Below are 18,771 nucleotides of genomic sequence, written 5' to 3'. Positions count from 1 at the left end.
CGCCCCATGGCAACCCGCGCCACACGCGCTATCGTGGGTCCAAACAAGGGGAAAGCCGGTCCATGAAGCATAAGCTGGTCTGTGTGCGGCGCCTGCCGCCCAATGTCGCAGCCCGGGTACGCAGCGAGTTCGACGCGGTGCTGGACGATGCCCGCGACCCGACCCTGCCCGAGGCGCTGGCGCTGATGGCCGAGCACAAGGCCGATGCGCTGCTGTTCTCCTCCGGCTTCCGGCTGACTGCCGAGACCATCGCGGCCTTGCCGCCCTCGGTGAAGGTCGCGGCCACCGCCTCGGTCGGGTTCGACCATGTGGACCTCGCGGCGGCCCGCGCACGCGGCCTCGTGGTGACCAACACGCCCGAAGTGCTGACGGGCTGCACCGCCGACATGGCCTTCACCTTGCTGCTCGCCGCCGCCCGGCGCCTGGGCGAGAACGAGCGGCTGATGCGCAACGACGCCTGGGTGCCGCGCGGCATGGGCGACGGGCTCGGGGTGCGGGTCTGGGGCAAGACGCTCGGCATCGTCGGCATGGGCCGGATCGGGCGGGCGATGGCGCGCCGGGCGCGCGGCTTCGACATGAACGTCATCTATACCGATCTCACCCGCATCGCCGGCGAGGAGGCGCTGTTCGTGCCGACGCTGGCCGAGATGCTGCCGCTTTGCGACTTCCTCACCCTGCATGTGCCGCTGACGCCACAGACGACGAACATGATCGACGCCGCCGCCCTCGCCCTGCTGCCGCCCCGCGCGGTGGTGGTGAACGCCTCCCGCGGCGGGGTGGTGGATGAGGCGGCGCTGATGGCGGCCCTGGCCAGCGGCAAGGTCTTCGCGGCGGGGCTGGACGTCTTCGCCACCGAACCGCGCTTCGATGCGCGCTGGATCGACGTGCCCAATGCGATCCTGACCCCGCATACCGCCTCCGGCACCATCGAGACGCGGGATGCCATGGGCTTCCGCGCGCTCGACAATATCGCGGCCGTGCTCGCCGGCCAGCCCGCCATCGACCCCCTCTGGAGCTGAACCGCGCATGACCAGGCCCAAGCTGCTCGTCACCCGCCATCTGCCCGAGGCCGTGGAGGCCCGCGCCGCCCGCGACTACGCGGCGGCACTCAACCCCTATGACGTGCCCTGGACCCGCGACAGCCTGGTCGCGGCCGCCGAGGGGGCGGCGGGCCTCCTCTGCGCCGCCGGCGATCCGCTGGATGCCGGGACCATCCAGGCCCTGCCGGCTACGGTGAAGATCATCGCGACCTTCAGCGTCGGCACCGACCATATCGCCCTGGATGCGGCGAAGGCGCGCGGCATCGCCATCGCCAATACCCCGGACGTGCTGAGCGTCGCGACCGCCGAGATCGCCATGCTGCTGGTGATGATGGCCGCCCGCCGTGCCTCGGAGGCCGAGGCCCTGATCCGCGCCCGCGCCTGGGCCGGCTGGGCGCCGACCCAGCTGATGGGCGTGACGCTGGAGGGCAAGCGCCTCGGCATCCTGGGCATGGGGCGGATCGGGCGGGAACTGGCGCAGATGGCGCGCGGCTTCGGCATGCAGATCCACTACCGCAACCGCTCCCGCCTCACCCCGGAGCTGGAGCAGGGCGCCGTCTTCCACGGCGAGGATGATGCCTTCCTCGGCGCCATCGACATCCTGTCGATGCATATCCCGGGCGGTGCCGCGACCCGGCACTGGCTGAACGCGGAGCGGATCGGCCGGATGCGGCCGGGCAGCATCGTCGTGAACACCGGGCGCGGCAGCACGGTGGATGATGTGGCGCTCTGCGCGGCACTGGGCTCGGGCCATATCCGCGCCGCCGGGCTGGATGTGTTCGACGGCGAGCCGAAGATCCACCCGGGCTACCTCGGCGCCCCCAATGTGTCGCTGCTGCCGCATCTCGGCTCGGCGACCATCGAGACGCGGGATGCCATGGGGTTCCTGGCGCTGGACAACCTCGATGCGCTGCTGCTGCGGGGGGAAGCCGTCCCGAACCGGGTGGTCTGACCCCGCATCGCTCTGGACATTTCGCGGCTGGGGCAGCTTCATCGCCCCAGCCGCCTGACGATCCGTGCCAGGCCGACCCCTGCTCCAGGATGCCCCTTGAGATGATCTTCGACTTTGAAACGCTGCCGGGCACCGAGTGCTACAAGCTCATGGTCTCGACCATCGTGCCCCGCCCGATCGCCTGGGTGGTGACCGAGGACCGCGCCGGGGTGCTGAACGCGGCCCCCTATTCCTTCTTCAACGGGTTTTCCGGCGATCCGCCGATCATCGGCATCGGCTGCGGCCATCGCAACGGCGTCCACAAGGACACGCTGGCCAATATCGAGGCGACCGGCCAGTTCACCGTCTGCCTGGTGCCGGAAGAGCGCGCCTTGCAGATGAACGTCACCGCCACTGAATTCGGCCCCGAGGTGGATGAGCTGGCCGAGGCGGGGCTGACCGCGGCGCCCTCGACCAAGATCCGCCCGCCGCGCATCGCCGAAAGCCCGGTCGCGATGGAATGCGAACGCTTCCAACTGGTCCCTCTCGGCAAGAACATGCTGGTGCTGGGGCGGATCCTCGCGATGCATGTGCGCGACGACTGCGTGCTGGACCCGGTGAAGCATTACATCGACTCGCCCAAGCTCGGGCTGGTCGGGCGCATGCACGGCCGCGGCTGGTATGCCCGCACCACCGACCGGCTGGAGATCCCGCGCATGACCCCGGCGGAATGGGCCAAGCGCAAGGCCGAAGAGGAAAGCTGAGGCCAGCCCAGCCCGGTCACTCGCCCCAGGCCCCGGATGGTGCCATAGGGACTGCGAATGCATCGCAACACGGCGCCCATGTCCTCAAGCCTCCTCCTCGCGCCCCCGCTCCTGACGCCGGACCCCGGGCCCGCCCCGCCGGCCCGGCGCGTGCCGCTCTGGGCCCGGCTCGGCGTGCCGGTCGCGGCCCTGGTCGCGGCCCCGCTGATCGCCGTGCTGGCCTCGGCCATGGCCGCCGATTCCGGCACCGCCTGGTCGCATATCGTGCATGTGACCTTGCCGACCTACCTCGCCAATTCCGGCATGCTGGTGCTGCTGGTCGGGCTGATGACGGTGACGGCGGGGGCGACCACGGCCTGGCTGGTCACCGCCTGCCGCTTCCCCGGCTCGCGCCTGCTGGAGGTCGCGCTGCTGCTGCCGCTGGCGATGCCGGCCTATGTCTGCGGCTATGTCTATACCGAGATCATGGACATCTCCGGGCCGGTGCAGACAGCACTTCGCTCGGCGACCGGCCTCGGCTTCGGCCAGTACTGGTTCCCCGAGATCCGCAGCCTGCCGGGGGCGGCCGTGGTCATGGCGATGGTGCTCTATCCTTATGTGTATCTGCTGGCGCGCAACGCCTTCATGCAGCAGTCGGTCTGCCTGATCGAGGCCTCGCGCACCCTTGGCCAGTCCCTGCCCCGCACCTTCCTGCATGTGGCGCTGCCGCTGGCGCGGCCGGCCCTGGCCGGGGGCACGGCGCTGGCGCTGATGGAGACGCTCTCGGACTTCGGCACGGTGGAGCATTTCGCGGTGCCGACCTTCACCACCGGCATCTATGAGGCTTGGTTCGGCATGGCCGATCGCGGCGCCGCCTCCCGCCTCGCCGCCTGCCTGATGGTGGTGGTGGCGGTGCTGCTGGTGCTGGAGATGGTCTCGCGCGGCGGGCGGCGCTTCCACCCGATGAGCACGCGCCAGCCGCCGCTGCGCCAGGTGCGGCTGCATGGGATCAAGGCCTGGGCGGCGAGCCTGCTCTGCGCCATGCCGGTGGTGATCGGCTTCCTGGTCCCGGCCGGCTGGCTCGCGGTGGCGGCGGCGACCGTGGGCGATCCGCTCGCCGCCCACCGCTTCCTGCCCTATGCGATCAACAGCGTGACGCTGGCCTCCATCACCGCCGTGCTGGCGGTGGGGCTGGCGGCCCTGCTGGCCTGGGGCGGGCGGCAGCATCCCTCGGGGCTCGCGACCATTACCCGGCGCCTGGCGATGCTGGGCTATGCGGTGCCGGGCTCGGTGATCGCGGTTGGGACGCTGGTGCCCTTCGGCATCTTCGACAATGCGCTGGACGGGTTTTTCCGCGCGCAGTTCGGCGTCTCCACCGGGCTGCTGCTGTCGGGGACGATGGTGGCGCTGATCTTCGGCTATCTCGTGCGCTTCCTGGCCGTCGCCTTGCAGGCGACCGAGGCCGGGCTGTCCCGCGTCAGGCCGAGCCTGGCCGCCGCCGCCCGCACCTTGGGCGCGGGGCCGGCGGAAGCGGTGGTGCGGATCGAGGTGCCGCTGGCGCGCGGCGCGCTGCTGACCGCGGCGCTGCTGGTCTTCGTCGATACCATGAAGGAGCTGCCGGCGACCCTGATCGTGCGGCCCTTCGACCTCGATACCCTGGCGGTGCGGGTCCACAACCTCGCGGCGGATGAGCGGCTGACCGAGGCCTCGACCGCCGCCTTGCTGATCGTCGCCATCGGGCTGCTGCCGGTGCTGGTGATCGTGCGGAGCATGCGGCGGCGCTGAGCGTTATGGGGAGGGCTTTGCCCTCCCATACCCTCCCACCAGGAAACCGGGTTTCCTGGACCTTCCCTTTTTATAAGTAAGTTCAATCTATTAAGGGGAAGTGCAGAACACCTTGTTTCTGCTGGGGGAATCGAGGGGCGAAAAGCCCCTCGATCCTTGCCAGTCAGCGCCCCGAGCACTCGCTGCGCACGATGCCGCAGGTCAGGCCGCGGTCGCGGCGGTTGCAGTCGCTCATGGCATCATATTCGGCATCGGCCCGGGTATTGGCCATCCCATGGCCGACGACATGCAGCCGGAAGGTGCTGGGATCGGAGGTCATGATCGCCGTGCCCGGCGACTGCCGGACGCCATGGGCAACCGCGGCGCAGGCGAAGGTGAATTCGCTGACCAGGCGGCAGGGCGCGCCGCCGCGGTTCATGCAGTCATTCTCTGCGGTGCGATGGGCCAGCATGCGGTCCGCCTGGCCCACGGTGATGCCGACGCCGGTGCCCGGGGGGGCGGCGGTATAGATGGTGCCGTAATAGCGCATCGGCCCCGGCGGGGGTGCTGCGACCGGCACCGGCGGCGGTGCCGGGGCGCGGCCGCGCGGGCGGCTGCGGGCGTCTTCCTGCTGCTGCCGCACCACACCCTGGCGAACGGCGCAGCGCGCAAGGCAGGACTGCACCGCACGGGTCTGACCGGATCGCTCGCCGGCGCCGGCGCTACAGTCCTGGCGGCACTGCGGACCATCATAGGATTGCGCCCCGGCCGGAACCAGAAACGCTGCCAAACCGCCGCAGACCAAGAATGCCAGAAATCGCAAGGGTCAGACCTAAGCAGGAAGGCCCGACCCATGCCATGAACCAAGCCGGCGCCGCAAGATCAGCCAGTAATGCGACAGTATTGCTTCGTCATCGCGAACAACACCGCCCGGCGCTCAGCGCCAGCCGGCGCGCTGCATGATCCGCAGCGCCTCGCCGGCCAAGGCGCCGTAGCGGGCGGCGTTCAACGCATCGGCCTTGAAGGTGCCGAAGGCGGCCAGCGCCGGATGCGGCGCCACATCCGCGACCACCGGATATTCGAAATTGCCGTTGGCGAAGAGCTCCTGCGCCCGCTCGCCGGTCAGATATTCGATGAAGGCCAGCGCCGTTGCCTTGTTCGGCGCCGTCGTCACCACCCCGGCGCCGGAGACGTTCACATGCGTGCCGCGATCGGCCTGGTTGGGGAAGATCACGCCGATCCGGTCATAGACCGCCTTCTCCGACGCGACCGAGGACGCACCGTACCGGGCGAGGTAATAGGTGTTCGCGATGGCGATGGAGCCCTGCCCCGCCGCCACGGTGGTGAACTGCGGCGTATCGCCGCCCTGCGGCGGCCGGGCCATGTTGGCGACGACGCCACGCGCCCAGATCTCGGTCGCCTCGGCGCCATTGGCCGCGATCAGGCTGCCGACCAGGGAGAGGTTGTAGGGGTGGTTCGCGGCGCGGATCAGGATCTGGCCGTGGTACTCGGGCTTGGCCAGATCCTCGTAGCGGGTGAGGCCGGCGGGGGCGCCCTTCTGCTTGTCGTACATGATGACGCGGGCGCGGCGGGACACGCCGTACCAATGCCCCTGCGGGTCGCGCAGGTTTTCCGGCACCCGGGCTTCGAGCAGCGCGCTGCGGGTCGGGGCCAGCACCCCCGCCTCCTGCGCGCGGGCGAGGCGCGCGCCATCGACGGTGATCAGCACATCGGCCGGGCTGTTCGCGCCCTCATTGCGGATGCGTTCGATCAACTGGTCGGCATCGCCCTCGATCAGCCGGACGCGGACGCCGCTTTCGGTGGTGAAGCCGTCGTACAGCGCCCGGTCGGTGTCATAATGCCGGGAGGAATAGAGGTTCACCACGCCATCCGAGGCGCGGACCAGCCTGGGCGCGGCAAGACCGGCGGCAAGGCCCGCGAGCAGCAGCGGGCGTCGGGAGATCTGGGGGCTCATGGCGACTTCCTTTGTTCTGGCCGGCTTTGTTCTGGCCGGCTTTGTTCTGGCCCGGCTCTACTCCAGTTGCGACTAACTCGCAACTGTTACCGAAGGTCTCAGCCCTTCCCGACCATGGCGGCCAGCACCTCCAGCCGGTCGGCCTCGGCCGCCGGCTTGTCGGCGCGGATGCGGGCGATGCGGGGGAAGCGCATGGCCAGCCCCGAGCGGTGCCGAGAGCTCGGCTGCGCCGCGTCGAAGACGACCTCCAGCACCAGCGCCTTCTCCACCTCCCGCACCGGGCCGAAGCGGGCGGTGGTATGGGCGCGCACCCAGCGGTCGAGCCAGACCAGTTCCACATCCGTGAAGCCGGAATAGGCCTTGCCGACCGGCACCAACTCCTCCCCCCGCCACAGGCCGAAGGTGTAGTCGCTGTAGTAGGAGGAGCGTTTGCCATGCCCGCGCTGGGCATACATCAGCACGCAATCGACGCTGAGCGGCGCGCGCTTCCACTTCCACCACAGCCCCTTCACCCGGCCGGCGACATAGGCGCTGTCGGCGCGCTTCAGCATCAGCCCCTCGATCGCCTCGGCCCGCGCGGTGGCGCGGCGGACGGCAAGCTCCTCGACCTCGGCGAAGGGGACCAGAGGCGAGAGGTCGAAGCGCGCAGGCGCATGGGTGGCCAAAAAACCCTCCAGCCGGGCGCGGCGGGCATCGAAGGGCAGCGGGCGCAGATCCTCCGCGCCATCGAAGAGGATGTCGTAGAGCCGCACCGCCGCGGGGAACTCCTTCTGCATCCGGGGTGTCACGATCTTGCGGTTCAGCCGCTGCTGCAGATCGCCGAAGGGCGCCACCACCCCGTCGCGCAGCACCAGCAACTCGCCATCCACCACGCCCGAAAACTCCATCGCCGCGACGATCTCGGGGAAGGCGGCGGAGAGGTCCTCGCCGCTGCGGGACCAGAGCCGGCGCCCGGACGGCCCGGCGCAGGCCTGGACCCGGATGCCGTCCCATTTCCATTCGGCGCGATGGGTCTCGGGCGCGATCGCGGCCAGATCCGCCTCCTCCAGCGGATGCGCCAGCATCAGCGGGCGGAACACCGGGGCACCGGCGGCATCGGGGCGCGGCCCCCTGCCCTCCAGCCAGTCGAACAGCGGCAGATAGGGCGGCAGGCAGGCGTGCCAGGCTTCCTCGACCTCCTCCACCGGGCGGCCGGACCATTCGGCCAGCGCCATGCGGGCGAGCCCGCCCGAGGCGCCGACCCGCAACCCCCCGGTGACCAGCTTGACCAGCGCGAGCCGCCCGGAGACATCCAGCCGGTCCAGCCAATCCGCGAGCATCGCCGGCACCGAGGCGCGCGGCGCCAGTTCCAGTGCCGCGACGACATCGGCGAGGCCCGGCGGCGGCTCGGGGTGTTCGGGCGCGGGCCAGAGCAAGGCGACGGTCTCGGCCAGATCCCCGACATAGTCGTAGGAGAGGTCGAACAGCATCGGGTCGGTCCGTTCCGCGACCAGGGCGCGGATCATCGCGGGCTTGGCCGTCGCGAAGCCGAGGTCCCCGGTGATGGCGGCGAGGCCAATGCCGCGATCGGGGTCGGGCTGGCTCGCGAACCAGTCCCGCAGCAAGGCGAGCTTGGCATTGCGCCCCTGGGTGAAGAGCAGCCGTTCCAGCAGATCGGCGAAGGCGGCGAGGCTGCCGCTCATGCGGCGGGGGCCGGCTCCGGGGCGGCCTCGGGCAGGGCCTCGTCCTCATCCTCGCCGCGCCCGACCAGATGCAGGGCGCGCGCGCGGATGCCGCGCGTGCCGAGCGCATAGGCCAGCGCATCCTCCCGCCCATGGGTGATCCAGACCTCGGGCGCCTGCACGTCCGAGGCGGTGGCCAGAAGCTCGTCCCAATCGGCGTGGTCGGAGATCACCAGCGGCAGCTCGATCCCGCGCATCTTCGCCCGTTGCCGCACCCGCAGCCAGCCGGAGGCGGCGCAGCTCACCGGATCGGCGAGGCGCCGGGACCAGGGCGTGGAATCGGCCGAGGGCGGTGCCAGCACGATCTCCCCCGCCAGCCCCGCCTCGGCCTTGCCGCGTTTTTGCAGCGGCGGCACCGGCAGCAGCGGGCCGAGCGGCACGCCGAGGGATTCATACAGCTCGCAGAGCGCGATCAGCGCGCCATGCAGATAGATCGGCCGCTCCCACCCCGCCTGGCGCAGCAGGGCGATCAGCCGCTGCGCCTTGCCCAAGGCATAGACGCCGATGACATGGCAGCGCTCGGGGAAGAGGCGGATGCTGGCGAGCAGGCGCTGGATCTCGCCCGCCGCCGGCGGATGGCGGAAGACGGGAAGCGCGAAGGTCGCCTCGGTGACGAAGACATCGCAGGGCACCGGCTCGAAGCCCGCGCAGGTCGGGTCCGCCGCCCGCTTGTAATCGCCCGAGACGACGATGCGGCTGCCGCGCCACTCCAGCACCACCTGGGCCGAGCCCAGCACATGCCCGGCCGGCACCAGCCGGATGGTGACGCCGTTGATGTCGAGGGGCGCGCCCAGGGCCATCGCCTGCTGGCTCCCGCCCGCGCGGTCGGCCCCCATGCGGGCGCGCATGATGGCCAGCGTCTCGGCCGTCGCCAGCACGGCGCGGTGGCCGGGGCGGGCGTGGTCGGAATGGCCGTGGCTGATGATGGCGCGGTCCACCGCCCGCGAAGGGTCGATGTAGACACCCGCGGGCTCGCAGAAGAGGCCCTTGGGGGTGACGCGCATCCAGGTATCGGGATGGGGGCTGGTCATGCGCCCTGAGAGGTGGCCGCGGCGGAGCCGCAATCAACCCCGCCGCATCACGGCGACGGAAGCAGCGGGAGGGCTGTTCGCCCTCCTTGAGAGGCAGCGCCCCTCGATCCTTCTCCCAGGCAGAAGCGATCAGCCGGCGGAGGCGACCACCAGCGGGCGGTTGCGCTGGGCATCGCGCCAGGCCAGGCGGGCCAGCATCGTCAGCACCGCGCTGTAGTAGTCGGTCGCCTCGGACACCTGCGGCAGCGTCATGGTGCCGGTGGAGCCGATCCGCGCCGCGACCGTGATCCGCGCCACGGCCCGCATCCCGGCGGGGGCCGCATAGGGGGCGACACCGCCGGAGGTGAGGTTGGTCCAGGCCGGCGGGACCGCGACCGAAGGGTCGGACCAGAAGGCGGCGGCGCCATCCACGGCCGGCTCGTCCCACATGCCGGCCCAGACCATGTTCAGGGGCACCCGGACGGCATCGAAGCCGAAGCGCGGCTCCCAGCCGACCGCCGGGCTGGCGCGGCCGATGCCGCGGGGCACCCGCAGCCAATCGGGCGGCAGGCCCCACTGGCCGAAGCGGGCGGCGCGCAGCAGCGCGCGGCCATCGTGGGACAGCCGCTCCCAGGCCGGGTCCGGCGCCACCTGGTTCATTTCCGGCAGGGCGGCGAAGAGCAGATAGGACGGGTTGACCACCACATGATCGGGGCGGTCGAAGCCCCAGCCACCGGGGCGCAGCAGGGTCTGGTCGCCGACGCGATGGACGCAGATGCGCAGCACGTCACGCGCGATATCGCTGGCGAGGCGGCGGTAGTCGGGACGGCCCATCGAACGGCCGGCGCGGGCAAGCGCCCAGCCGATCAGGATGTCGCCGTCCGAGGCGTTGTTGAAATCCTCGACCGGCGCGGCCGCGCCCGGGCGCCAGCGCCAGGGGGTCAGGTTGTCGCCGGGGCGGCGCATGTTGCCGCGGGTCCAGGTCACCAGCTGGTCGAAGGACTGGGTATCGCCCGCCGCTTCGGCGAGCAGCATGGCATAGCCCTGCCCCTCGGAATGCGAGGCGCCGTTCTGGAAATTATCGGCGATGCGCCCTTCCGGCATGTAGAAACGGCTGCGGAAGGCGGCCCATTCCTGGCGGAAGCTGCTGTCGGCGGCATCGGCATGGGCGGGGCGGGAGAAGAGGGCGGCGGCACCACCGGCGGCGAGGCCGGCCAGGACGGCCCGGCGATCGGTCTGAACCGCGGCGACCGGAAGGCGTGTGCTGAGCATGACGGCAAACCCCTTCGCGTGTGTGTTTCAACACACTTACTACCTAGGGTTGTCGTCATGGTCACTAATTAACGACGGGTAAACCGTTCACGAAAACACGAGACGCCAGAATTTCTATGAATTCAACGGATTAGCGGGCCTCCGCCTCCGCGACCTCCAGCAAAGCGACGCCATTGCGTGCAACGCGGTTGGTTTCCGCCTGCCCGCAGGCCGGCCCATTGAGGAAGATCGCCCCCGGGCTTACAACCTGGAGTTTAGCCCGCACCCGGCACACCAACCGATTCGCGGTGCTGGTGCTGCCGCCGTTCCAGCGGCGGATCGCCTCGGCCCAGTCGCCGCTGCGGTTGTAATAGTCGCGCAAATGCTCCGCCGCCCAGTTGGTGGCGCGGACGGGGTCGAGCGGCCAGTCCGACCGGGGCGCGTGCACGCGGGCATTCACCTGCACGCAGCCCGCCATGATACTGGCCTGCGCCGGGGCGGAGGCGACCAGGCGATGAGCGGTCGCCGCATCCGGCGCGAAGTGTGACCGCCCGCCGATGTTCAGCGCATAGGCATGCAGCCCGGATTCCGCGAGGGCCACGGCGACCAGGAGACCTTCGGGCAGGCCATGACGCGCCTCGGCCGCGCGGGCCGCCTGCAGGCACCTGGCGCGAGGCGAGAGTGAAGGACTGTCGGCGCCTTGGGCAGCCACGGGGGCCACAGAGGCGAGACAGGCCAGGATGACGAACCCGAGCACCGGCCGAAGCCGATGGGCGCCTTGCGGGCGAGAGGGCCGGCGAACCGAACCAGTCTCAAACCGACCGCGCAAGGACGGGATCGCCGCGGGACGTCGCCAGCGCCAAGGCGCTGACGGGCGGGTCGCGGTAATCATAGGGATCGGCTAGCAGGGTGGGCCCGGAGCATGCAAGCCTTTTGCCATCCGGGCCGCCCCGCCATCCCCTGGCGGGCTGCTCCCGCCTGACGCCGCAGCTAAGGTAAACACTTGATGAATCGGCCTCTTTCGGCGCGTGACACCCCCCTGCCCAGCCTGCGCGAGGCCGTCGGGGTCTGGGCGCGGATCGGCTGCCTCTCCTTCGGCGGGCCGGCGGCACAGATCGCGCTGATGCATCGGGAGGTGGTGGAGGAGCGCCGCTGGATCTCGGAGGCGCGCTTCCTCCAGGCCCTGAACCTTTGCATGCTGCTGCCGGGGCCGGAGGCGCAGCAGCTTGCGACCTACCTCGGCTGGCTGCTGCATGGGGTGCGCGGCGGGCTCGCGGCCGGGCTGCTGTTCATCCTGCCCGGGGCGGCGGTGATGCTGGCGCTCTCGGGCATCTATGTCGCCTTCGGCGGCGTGCCGCTGGTGGCGGCGCTGTTCTTCGGCCTCAAATGCGCCGTGCTGGTGCTGGTGGTGGAGGCCTTGCTGCGCATCGCCCGGCGGGCGCTGCACGGCCGCCTCGCCTGGGCGCTGGCGCTGACGGCCTTCCTGAGCCTGGCGGTGCTGCGGCTGCCCTTCCCGCTGGTGGTGCTGGGGGCGGCGGCGGTGGGTGCCGCGCTGCCGCGGCACTTCGGCGGTGGCGGCCATGGCAAGGCCTCGCCCGGCGCGCCGGCCCTGCTGGATGCGGTGATCGCCGCCGACCCGGGGCGGCTTGCCCGCATGGCGCCCTGGGCGCGGCGGGCGGGGCTGGTGGCGCTGGTGCTCTGGCTCTGGCCGGTGGCGCTGCTGCTGCCGGACGGGCTGCTCTGGGGCCAGGCCGCGAGCCATCCGCGCCTTGCCGGCGATCCCGGCGTGTTCGGGGATATCGCCTGGTTCTTCTCCAAGATGGCCGTGGTGACCTTCGGCGGCGCCTATGCGGTGCTCGCCTATGTCGCGCAGGAGGCGGTGGAGCATTACCACTGGCTGAGCGCGGGGCAGATGCTGTCCGGCCTCGGCCTCGCCGAGACCACGCCGGGGCCGCTGATCCTGGTGCTGCAATTCGTGGGCTTCCTCGCGGGGCATGCCGGGGGCGGGTTCGGCTGGGCGGTCGCGGGGGCGGCGCTGACGCTTTGGGTGACCTTCCTGCCCTGCTTCGCCTGGATCTTCCTCTGCGCGCCGCTGATCGAGCGGCTGCGCGACCGGCCACGGCTCGCCGCGGCCCTCGGCGGGGTCACGGCGGCGGTGGTGGGGGTGATCGCCAATCTGGCGCTGTGGTTCGGGCTGCGGGCGCTGTTCGCCGAAGTCGTGGCGATCCCGCTCGGGCCGTTCGCGATGGATGTGCCGCGTCTCGGCAGCCTGGATCCTGCGGCGGCGGGGCTGGCGCTGCTTTCGGCGGTGCTGCTGTTCGGGCTGCGCCTCGGCGTCGGCAAGACGCTGGGGCTGACCGCCCTGGCGGGGCTGGCGCTGCGGGCGGTGGCCGGATAGCCACCGCCCGCCCGAGAGCTTTACTGGTAGAGGGCGCCGAGCAGCACGCTCGCCACGATCCCGGTCGCGATCGCGACCAGCACGATGTCGGGGCCAACCGCGTAATAGGTGTAGCCCGGATAATGCGGCAGCCGCCGCGCCAGCCCCGGCGGCAGCGGCCGGCGCGGCGCGCCACGGGGGAAATACCGCCCGCGCTCGAAGGAGTAGCTGCGGCCGGGCGGCAGGCGTTCCGGCTCCCAGCCATGGTTGTCGCGCCGCCAGTCGCGGACCCGATCGCCATCATCATCCCGGAAATTGGGACGCCGGTCGACATGCCGCTGCTGCGGGCGGGGCTCCGGGCCCGGGCCATTGCCGCGCCGGTCGTCACGGCCGGGACCCCCACGGTTCCCGCCACGATCACCCCCTTGGTCGCCGCCACGGTCGCCGCCGCGATCGCCGCCATCGCCGTGGCCGGGCGGCCCACCGCCTCCATTGCCGCCCCCATTGCCACCCCCATTGCCGCGGCCATTGCCCTGCGCGAAGGCGGGGCCGGCCACCAGCACACCGAAGGCCGCCGCCAGCAGGGCGCGACGGTGCGATGGGGCGGGCGGACCGGTGCGATCATCCTGAGACATGCGGAGACTCCATTCGGCGCGGCCGCGCGGCCTTGGGCAAAAACGGCCCGGGTTGGCGCGGCTTGCGTGAGGTGAGGGGCGCGCGGAGGGGGACCCTCCGCGTGAAACCCCTATCGAAGAGAAAAACGCCGCGCGGGCGTGGACAGTTTCATCCGGTCGCGCATCGTTTCAGCCGGTGAGATGGCGCCGCCGCGCCAGGAGCTTCGGCAACAGCCCGTCCACCGTGCCCAGCAGCATGGACACCGCCCAGATCCCGCCCGCGCAGAGCACGATCGCCGAGCCCGAGGGCAGATCGGCATGGAAGGACAGCAACAGCCCCGCCACCGCCGCCGCGATGGCAAAGCCCACCGCCGCATAGACCATGCCACCCACGCTGCGCGCCCAGAACCGCGCCGCCGCCGCCGGCAGCATCATCAGTCCGACCGCCATCAGCGTGCCCATGGCCTGGGCCGCGGCGATCACATTCAGGGTCAGCAGCCCGAGGAAGCTCAGGTGCCAGAGCCCGCCCCGGGCCCCGGTCGCCGCCGCATGGCCGGGATCGAAGCATTCCAGCACCAGCGGCCGCCAGGCCAGCGCGAGCCAGGCCAGCGTCACCGCCGCGGTCCCCGCCATCAGCAGCAGCGCCGGATCATCCACCCCGAGCACGCTGCCGAACAGCAGCCGGGTCAGATCGACCGCCCCGCCGGCGGTGGAGACGATGGCCACGCCCAGCGCCAGCGCCACGAGATACAGCCCGGCCAAGGTGGAATCCTCCCGCCCCCCGGTCGCGCGCGACAGGGCGCCGGCGCCCACCACCACCACCAGCCCCGCGACCAGCCCGCCGAAGGACATCGCCGTGACCGACAGCCCGCCGACCAGGAAGCCGATGGCGACCCCGGGCAGCATGCCATGCGCGATCACATCGGCGGTCAGCGACATCCGCCGCAGCACCAGGAAGACGCCCAGCGCCGGCCCGGAGAGCGCCAGCGCGATGCAGCCGACCAAAGCCCGGCGCATGAAACCGAATTCGGCGAAGGGTCCCCAAAGGAGGCCGAGCGCGCCGGCGTCGTCGCCGATCACGCCGCCTGCCGGCAGGCCTCGGCCTCGGCGTCCCAGCCCTCGGACATGCCGCGGGCGCGCAGGCGATTGGCGGCGGTCAGCACATCGGCCGTGGCCCCCCAGGCGATCGGCTCGCGCGCCAGCAGCAGGGTCTGCGGGAAATGCGCGCGCACCAGGTCGAGGTCGTGCAGCACCGCGACGATGGTGCGCCCCTGCCCATGCCAAAGCTCAAGCTGGCGCAGCAGATCGGCGGTGGTGGCGGCATCGACGGCATTGAAGGGCTCGTCCAGCAGGATCACCGGCGCGTCCTGCACCAGCAGCCGCGCGAACAGCACCCGCTGCAACTGCCCGGCCGAGAGGCTGCCGACCGGCCGCCCCGCAAAGCCATCCAGCCCGACCGAGGCCAGCGCCGCGACCGCCCGCGCCCGCCCGGCGCGCCCCACGGCCCGGAAGGCGCCGCATTCGGCCCAGAGCCCGAGCATCACCACATCGAGGCAGGAGATCGGGAAGGCGCGATCGATCGCCGCCGCCTGAGGAAGCAGGGCTATGGCCCCTGACGTCTCGATCCCGCCATGGCTTGGCGCATGCAGCCCGGCGATGGCCCGCAGCAGGCTGGATTTGCCGGCGCCATTGGGGCCGACCACCGCCGTCATCGAGCCCGGGGCGAATTCGCCCGACAGATGATGCACGGCCGGCCGCTGCCCATGCGCGACCACCAGATCGCGCAGGCGGACCGCGCCGATCATATCGCCATGGCCCAGAGCACGAGCCCACCCAGCCCGGCCAGCACCACGGCGGCCAGGAGCAGGCGGGCGCCCGCGGAAGCGGACAGGGCGAGAGGATCGATCATCGATACAACATAACATACGCTCGGCCATGGGCAAGAACGACCTGTCCCGGTAGGGTCGCGTCCCATGCAGGGCAGCCCCTTACCCGATCCCGATGCGGCGCTGCGCCGCGGCCTTTCCCGCCATCGCCGTTTCGCCACCGGGCTGTTGCTCGCGATGGGGGCCGCGATGCTCGGCGCCTATGCGCTGCCGTCCGGCTACTGGGCCGATCTGGCGCAGGCGGCGACCAAGGCTGGGCTGGTCGGCGGGCTCGCCGACTGGTTCGCGGTGACGGCGCTGTTCCGCCGCCCGCTCGGCCTGCCGATCCCGCATACCGCGATCATCCCCACGCAGAAGGCGCGGCTGGGCAAGGGGCTCGGCCGCTTCGTCGCCAACCATGTCTTCGTCGAGAGCGAGGTGCGCGGCATCCTCGCCCGGCTCGACCCCGCCGCCATCCTGCAACGCTTCCTGGCCGATCCCGAGACCTCGCGCCAGACGGCGCGGGCGCTGTCGGGGATGCTGCCGCGCATCCTGCAAACCATCTCGGACGGGCGGGCGCGGCGCTTCCTGACCCGGCTGCTGCCGCGCATGGTCACGGGGCCGGCCGCCGCCCGCCTGGTGGCGCGGGTGCTGCGGGCGCTGATCTCGGGCGGGCGGCACCAGGAGGTGTTCGGCCTGGCCGTGGCCCAGCTCAAGGCGCTGCTGGTGGCGCGCGAGGATGCGCTGCGCGAGGCCATCGCCGGCAGGGTCCGCGCCGAGGGTGGGGCCGTGGTCGGCTGGCTCGCGGGGGCCACGGTCGCGCGGCGCATCCTGGCCGCGCTGAACGCCGAGCTGGACAAGGTCGAGCCCGAGGACAGCGAGCTGCGCGCCGCCTTCGCCGAATGGGTCGCGCGCGAGATCGACCGGCTGGAGAGCGACCCCGAACGCGCCGCGGCCCTCGCGCGGGTGATGCGCGACGCGCTGGCGCATCCCTCGGTCGAGACCTGGCTGATGGATGTCTGGGACCGGCTGCGCGCCGGGCTCGCCACCGACGCGGCACGGCCGGATGGGCGCACGGTGTCGCTGCTGGCCGGGGTCATGGCCAATGCCGGCACCCTGCTGTCGGAGGACCCGGCGGCGCGGGAGCGGTTCAACCTCGCGGTGGAGCGGGTGCTGGTCGCGCTGCTGCCCTCGGCGCAGACGCGGCTCGCCGATTTCATCGGCGGCGTGGTCGAGGGCTGGGACACCGAGACGGTGACCGACAAGATCGAGCTGCGGGTGGGCCGGGACCTGCAATATGTGCGGATCAACGGCACGCTGGTCGGCTTCCTGGCGGGCGGGGTGCTGTATGCGGCGCTGACGGCGGCCTTCGGCTATGTGGCGCATTAGAGCATTTTCACGTCAGGCGGACTCGCCTCACGACTCGGAAAATGTGACAAAACAACAGACTAGAGCAGTTGAAGTGAGCGCAAGCGAACGGAAAACACTCTAAGGTCCGTGTTGCTCGCGTAACCGTTGCTTGCCGCGCCCGGGGCAGGCGCCGAGGCTGCCACGTCCATGCGGTGGAGCCTTCCCTCCGTGCCTGATCTCGCCAGTGCCTTCCCCCGCCGTGCCCTGACCCTGCGCCAGCCCTTGGGGCTATGGCGCGTCCTGCTCCTCGCCGGGTTCGGCGCGCTCCTGGCCTTCGGGGCGCTGTTCTGGCTCTCGATGCAGATCGGCCCCGATCTGGTCAGCGATTTCCAGATCCGCGACAATGCCCGCCCGCTCGGCGATGCGCGTCTGGTGTCCGGCCGATGCACGACGCATCTGGGCATCCTGCACGACTGCGACGTCACGCTCCGGCAGGACAGCAAGGCCCGCGCCGCGCTGATGCGTGACGTGCACTACCTTTTCGCCGATTTCCATACCGGCGCCTATGTCGTGAGCGCCGTGCTCGGCGACCCGGACCGGCCGGGCAGCCTGACCACCGACATCGGCATGGACCGGCTGTGGAACCGCCTGGTGCTGCTGCTGATCGCCGGGGTGCTGGTCGTCACGGCGCTGATCGGCCTCGGCGTCTATGTGCGGACCGCGATGCGGCAGCGGCGGCTGGTGCGGAGCCTGTCCGGGCGGGTGCTCTCGCCGGTGCCGCTGCGTCTGGCGGCCCGCGCCAAGGGCAATTGGGTGGTGCAGACCCGCGACGGGCAGCGCCAAAGCTGGCAGGTCTCGCCCCGGGCCAAGCCCTTCCTGCTCGACCCGGCGCAGGGGCTGATCCTCGGCGTGACGGCACCGGGCACGGCGCTGGCCTTTCCGGTGGATGACAAGCTCGCATGGCTGGCGCTGGAGCCGGCGGAGCAGCTAGCCTTGCAGGCGTTTCGCGCGCCGGGGTGAAGATGAGCAAGAAGATCGACAGCGCGGCCGTGGCGCCCTTCATCGGCACGCTCTACCCGCCGCCCTATGACGCGCCCTGCCTGTCGCGGGAGCGCAGCCGGCTCGGCGATGTGGCGGGGCTCACGCAGTTCGGGGTGAACCTGCTGCGGCTGCCGCCGGGCGCCTGGTCCAGCCAGCGGCATTGGCACAGCGCGGGCGACGAGTTCGTCTATGTGCTGAGCGGCGAGGTCACGCTGGTCACCGACGCGGGCGAGGAGGTGCTGCGGCCGGGCGACGCCGCCGGGTTCAAGGCGGGCGATCCCGATGGGCACTGCCTGCAGAACCGTTCAGGGGCCGAGGCCACGGTGCTGGAAATCGGCACCCGCGTGGCGGCGGATGACACCACCTATTCGGACATCGACATGCTGGCGCCGGCCGATGGCCAGCCGGCGATCTATACCCGCCGCGACGGCACGCCCTATGCCGACATCCGGCGGCGCTCGAAACCTGCGGGTCAGTAGGCCACCCGGTCCGCCTTCGCCGTCCAGGCGTCGAACCCCGCCCGCGCCTCCTCGGCCAAAAGGCGCCGGATCGGCAAGGTCCGGGCCGCGAGCGGCGCCGCCACCTCCGCATAGATCGCCGCGTCGTCGAAGCCGATCGCCGCCGCCCCCTCGCGGTCATTGCCGAAGACCACCGCCGCCACCCGCGCCCACCAGGCCGCACCCAGGCACATCGGGCAGGGCTCGCAGGAGGTATAGAGCACCGCCCCCGCCAGATCATGCGTGCCGAGCACCGCACAGGCGGCGCGGATCGCCACCACCTCGGCATGGGCGGTCGGGTCGGCATCGGGCACCACGCGGTTGCGCCCCTCCCCCAGCACCACGCCATCGCGCACCACCACGGCGCCGAAGGGCCCGCCGCCCTCGGCCACCGCCTGGCAGGAGAGCGCGATGGCACGGCGCATGGCGGCGGTCTCGTCGATCATGGTGGTTCCTTTCGTTGCACCCTAGCAGTCTGTCGGATTCACTTTGCCTTTCTGATTTGTCAAACTGCGGTTATGGCGACCTTCGTATCCTACAATCGCGACCAGGCATTCCTGTTGCCTCCGGACCTCAAGGCGTGGCTGCCCGA

At 71.4% G+C, this 18,771-nt stretch carries 18 protein-coding genes; 8 read left to right on the top strand and 10 right to left on the bottom strand.

The features are described 5' to 3' along the window. The first annotated feature begins 62 nt into the window (after positions 1 to 62). The 4 genes from C8P66_RS18685 (at position 63) to C8P66_RS18670 (ending at position 4,499) form a co-directional block, all read left to right on the top strand. The gene (locus tag C8P66_RS18685; protein WP_111399806.1) at positions 63 to 1,019 is read left to right on the top strand and encodes a 2-hydroxyacid dehydrogenase; all 957 of its coding nucleotides are present in this window, start codon (positions 63 to 65) and stop codon (positions 1,017 to 1,019) included. Positions 1,020 to 1,026: 7 nt separating this feature from the next. Beyond that, positions 1,027 to 1,992 carry a 2-hydroxyacid dehydrogenase gene (locus C8P66_RS18680; RefSeq protein ID WP_111399805.1) on the top strand — a complete coding sequence of 322 codons (966 nt, stop codon included), beginning with the start codon at positions 1,027 to 1,029 and terminating at the stop codon, positions 1,990 to 1,992. 101 nt (positions 1,993 to 2,093) lie between these two features. Next, positions 2,094 to 2,735: a flavin reductase family protein gene (locus C8P66_RS18675; RefSeq protein WP_111399804.1), complete on the top strand. Its 642-nt coding sequence runs from the start codon at positions 2,094 to 2,096 to the stop codon at positions 2,733 to 2,735. Positions 2,736 to 2,813: 78 nt separating this feature from the next. Then, complete coding sequence (locus C8P66_RS18670) at positions 2,814 to 4,499, top strand: ABC transporter permease (RefSeq protein WP_111399842.1); 1,686 nt, start codon at positions 2,814 to 2,816, stop codon at positions 4,497 to 4,499. Between the two features lie 163 nt (positions 4,500 to 4,662). Here C8P66_RS18670 and C8P66_RS18665 read toward each other — a convergent pair whose 3' ends face one another. The 6 genes from C8P66_RS18665 to C8P66_RS24495 form a co-directional block, all read right to left on the bottom strand. Then, entirely contained in the window at positions 4,663 to 5,163 is a 501-nt protein-coding gene (locus C8P66_RS18665) for a DUF4189 domain-containing protein (protein ID WP_146422961.1), read from the bottom strand. 252 nt (positions 5,164 to 5,415) lie between these two features. Then, entirely contained in the window at positions 5,416 to 6,453 is a 1,038-nt protein-coding gene (locus C8P66_RS18660) for a Fe(3+) ABC transporter substrate-binding protein (protein WP_111399802.1), read from the bottom strand. A 98-nt stretch (positions 6,454 to 6,551) separates the two neighbouring features. Next, complete coding sequence (locus C8P66_RS18655; RefSeq protein WP_111399801.1) at positions 6,552 to 8,135, bottom strand: cisplatin damage response ATP-dependent DNA ligase; 1,584 nt, start codon at positions 8,133 to 8,135, stop codon at positions 6,552 to 6,554. After that, entirely contained in the window at positions 8,132 to 9,205 is a 1,074-nt protein-coding gene (locus C8P66_RS18650) for a ligase-associated DNA damage response exonuclease (protein WP_245903670.1), read from the bottom strand. Before C8P66_RS18650 ends, C8P66_RS18655 begins: the two co-directional genes overlap by 4 nt. Positions 9,206 to 9,334: 129 nt before the next feature. Beyond that, on the bottom strand, positions 9,335 to 10,456 hold the full coding sequence (locus tag C8P66_RS18645) for a glycosyl hydrolase family 8 (protein ID WP_111399800.1): 1,122 nt from the start codon (positions 10,454 to 10,456) through the stop codon (positions 9,335 to 9,337). A gap of 130 nt (positions 10,457 to 10,586) precedes the next feature. Beyond that, positions 10,587 to 11,147 carry a transglycosylase SLT domain-containing protein gene (locus tag C8P66_RS24495; RefSeq protein WP_281271361.1) on the bottom strand — a complete coding sequence of 187 codons (561 nt, stop codon included), beginning with the start codon at positions 11,145 to 11,147 and terminating at the stop codon, positions 10,587 to 10,589. A gap of 294 nt (positions 11,148 to 11,441) precedes the next feature. On the opposite strand from C8P66_RS24495, the gene chrA reads away from it, so the two are divergent. Beyond that, positions 11,442 to 12,833, top strand: coding sequence for a chromate efflux transporter (gene chrA / locus C8P66_RS18635; protein ID WP_111399798.1), 1,392 nt, complete (start codon positions 11,442 to 11,444; stop codon positions 12,831 to 12,833). A gap of 20 nt (positions 12,834 to 12,853) precedes the next feature. Here chrA and C8P66_RS18630 read toward each other — a convergent pair whose 3' ends face one another. From C8P66_RS18630 to C8P66_RS18620, 3 genes are all read right to left on the bottom strand, one after another. Continuing rightward, positions 12,854 to 13,447: a hypothetical protein gene (locus C8P66_RS18630; RefSeq protein ID WP_111399797.1), complete on the bottom strand. Its 594-nt coding sequence runs from the start codon at positions 13,445 to 13,447 to the stop codon at positions 12,854 to 12,856. 168 nt (positions 13,448 to 13,615) lie between these two features. Then, entirely contained in the window at positions 13,616 to 14,506 is an 891-nt protein-coding gene (locus C8P66_RS18625) for a metal ABC transporter permease (protein WP_456303649.1), read from the bottom strand. Then, positions 14,503 to 15,231, bottom strand: a complete 729-nt coding sequence (locus C8P66_RS18620) for a metal ABC transporter ATP-binding protein (RefSeq protein WP_111399796.1) — start codon at positions 15,229 to 15,231, stop codon at positions 14,503 to 14,505. Before C8P66_RS18620 ends, C8P66_RS18625 begins: the two co-directional genes overlap by 4 nt. A 168-nt stretch (positions 15,232 to 15,399) precedes the next feature. On the opposite strand from C8P66_RS18620, the gene C8P66_RS18615 reads away from it, so the two are divergent. The 3 genes from C8P66_RS18615 (at position 15,400) to C8P66_RS18605 (ending at position 18,161) form a co-directional block, all read left to right on the top strand. After that, positions 15,400 to 16,680: a DUF445 domain-containing protein gene (locus C8P66_RS18615; RefSeq protein ID WP_111399795.1), complete on the top strand. Its 1,281-nt coding sequence runs from the start codon at positions 15,400 to 15,402 to the stop codon at positions 16,678 to 16,680. A 189-nt stretch (positions 16,681 to 16,869) separates the two neighbouring features. Next, the gene (locus tag C8P66_RS18610) at positions 16,870 to 17,661 is read left to right on the top strand and encodes a hypothetical protein (protein WP_111399794.1); all 792 of its coding nucleotides are present in this window, start codon (positions 16,870 to 16,872) and stop codon (positions 17,659 to 17,661) included. A 2-nt stretch (positions 17,662 to 17,663) separates the two neighbouring features. Continuing rightward, a complete protein-coding gene (locus tag C8P66_RS18605) occupies positions 17,664 to 18,161 on the top strand; it encodes a cupin domain-containing protein (protein ID WP_111399793.1) in 498 nt (165 codons plus the stop codon). On the opposite strand, the gene C8P66_RS18600 is transcribed toward C8P66_RS18605, so the two are convergent. Continuing rightward, a complete protein-coding gene (locus C8P66_RS18600) occupies positions 18,155 to 18,625 on the bottom strand; it encodes a nucleoside deaminase (protein ID WP_245903668.1) in 471 nt (156 codons plus the stop codon). The genes C8P66_RS18605 and C8P66_RS18600 overlap by 7 nt on opposite strands. Between the last annotated feature and the right edge of the window lie 146 nt (positions 18,626 to 18,771).

It is taken from the genome of Humitalea rosea (genome assembly GCF_003253705.1).
GTDB lineage: Bacteria > Pseudomonadota > Alphaproteobacteria > Acetobacterales > Acetobacteraceae > Humitalea > Humitalea rosea.
The sequence above is the reverse complement of the archived record's forward strand: the minus strand, read 5'-3'. Positions and strand labels throughout refer to the sequence as shown.

Bases quoted from the DNA above. Each gene is read 5' to 3' on its own strand.
- C8P66_RS18685 (WP_111399806.1), top strand. From the start codon at position 63: ATGAAGCATAAGCTGGTCTGTGTGCGGCGCCTGCCGCCCAATGTCGCA.
- C8P66_RS18680 (WP_111399805.1), top strand. From the start codon at position 1,027: ATGACCAGGCCCAAGCTGCTCGTCACCCGCCATCTGCCCGAGGCCGTG.
- C8P66_RS18675 (WP_111399804.1), top strand. From the start codon at position 2,094: ATGATCTTCGACTTTGAAACGCTGCCGGGCACCGAGTGCTACAAGCTC.
- C8P66_RS18670 (WP_111399842.1), top strand. From the start codon at position 2,814: ATGTCCTCAAGCCTCCTCCTCGCGCCCCCGCTCCTGACGCCGGACCCC.
- C8P66_RS18660 (WP_111399802.1), bottom strand. From the start codon at position 6,453: ATGAGCCCCCAGATCTCCCGACGCCCGCTGCTGCTCGCGGGCCTTGCC.
- C8P66_RS18655 (WP_111399801.1), bottom strand. From the start codon at position 8,135: ATGAGCGGCAGCCTCGCCGCCTTCGCCGATCTGCTGGAACGGCTGCTC.
- C8P66_RS18650 (WP_245903670.1), bottom strand. From the start codon at position 9,205: ATGACCAGCCCCCATCCCGATACCTGGATGCGCGTCACCCCCAAGGGC.
- C8P66_RS18645 (WP_111399800.1), bottom strand. From the start codon at position 10,456: ATGCTCAGCACACGCCTTCCGGTCGCCGCGGTTCAGACCGATCGCCGG.
- chrA (WP_111399798.1), top strand. From the start codon at position 11,442: ATGAATCGGCCTCTTTCGGCGCGTGACACCCCCCTGCCCAGCCTGCGC.
- C8P66_RS18630 (WP_111399797.1), bottom strand. From the start codon at position 13,447: ATGTCTCAGGATGATCGCACCGGTCCGCCCGCCCCATCGCACCGTCGC.
- C8P66_RS18620 (WP_111399796.1), bottom strand. From the start codon at position 15,231: ATGATCGGCGCGGTCCGCCTGCGCGATCTGGTGGTCGCGCATGGGCAG.
- C8P66_RS18615 (WP_111399795.1), top strand. From the start codon at position 15,400: ATGCAGGGCAGCCCCTTACCCGATCCCGATGCGGCGCTGCGCCGCGGC.
- C8P66_RS18605 (WP_111399793.1), top strand. From the start codon at position 17,664: ATGAGCAAGAAGATCGACAGCGCGGCCGTGGCGCCCTTCATCGGCACG.
- C8P66_RS18600 (WP_245903668.1), bottom strand. From the start codon at position 18,625: ATGATCGACGAGACCGCCGCCATGCGCCGTGCCATCGCGCTCTCCTGC.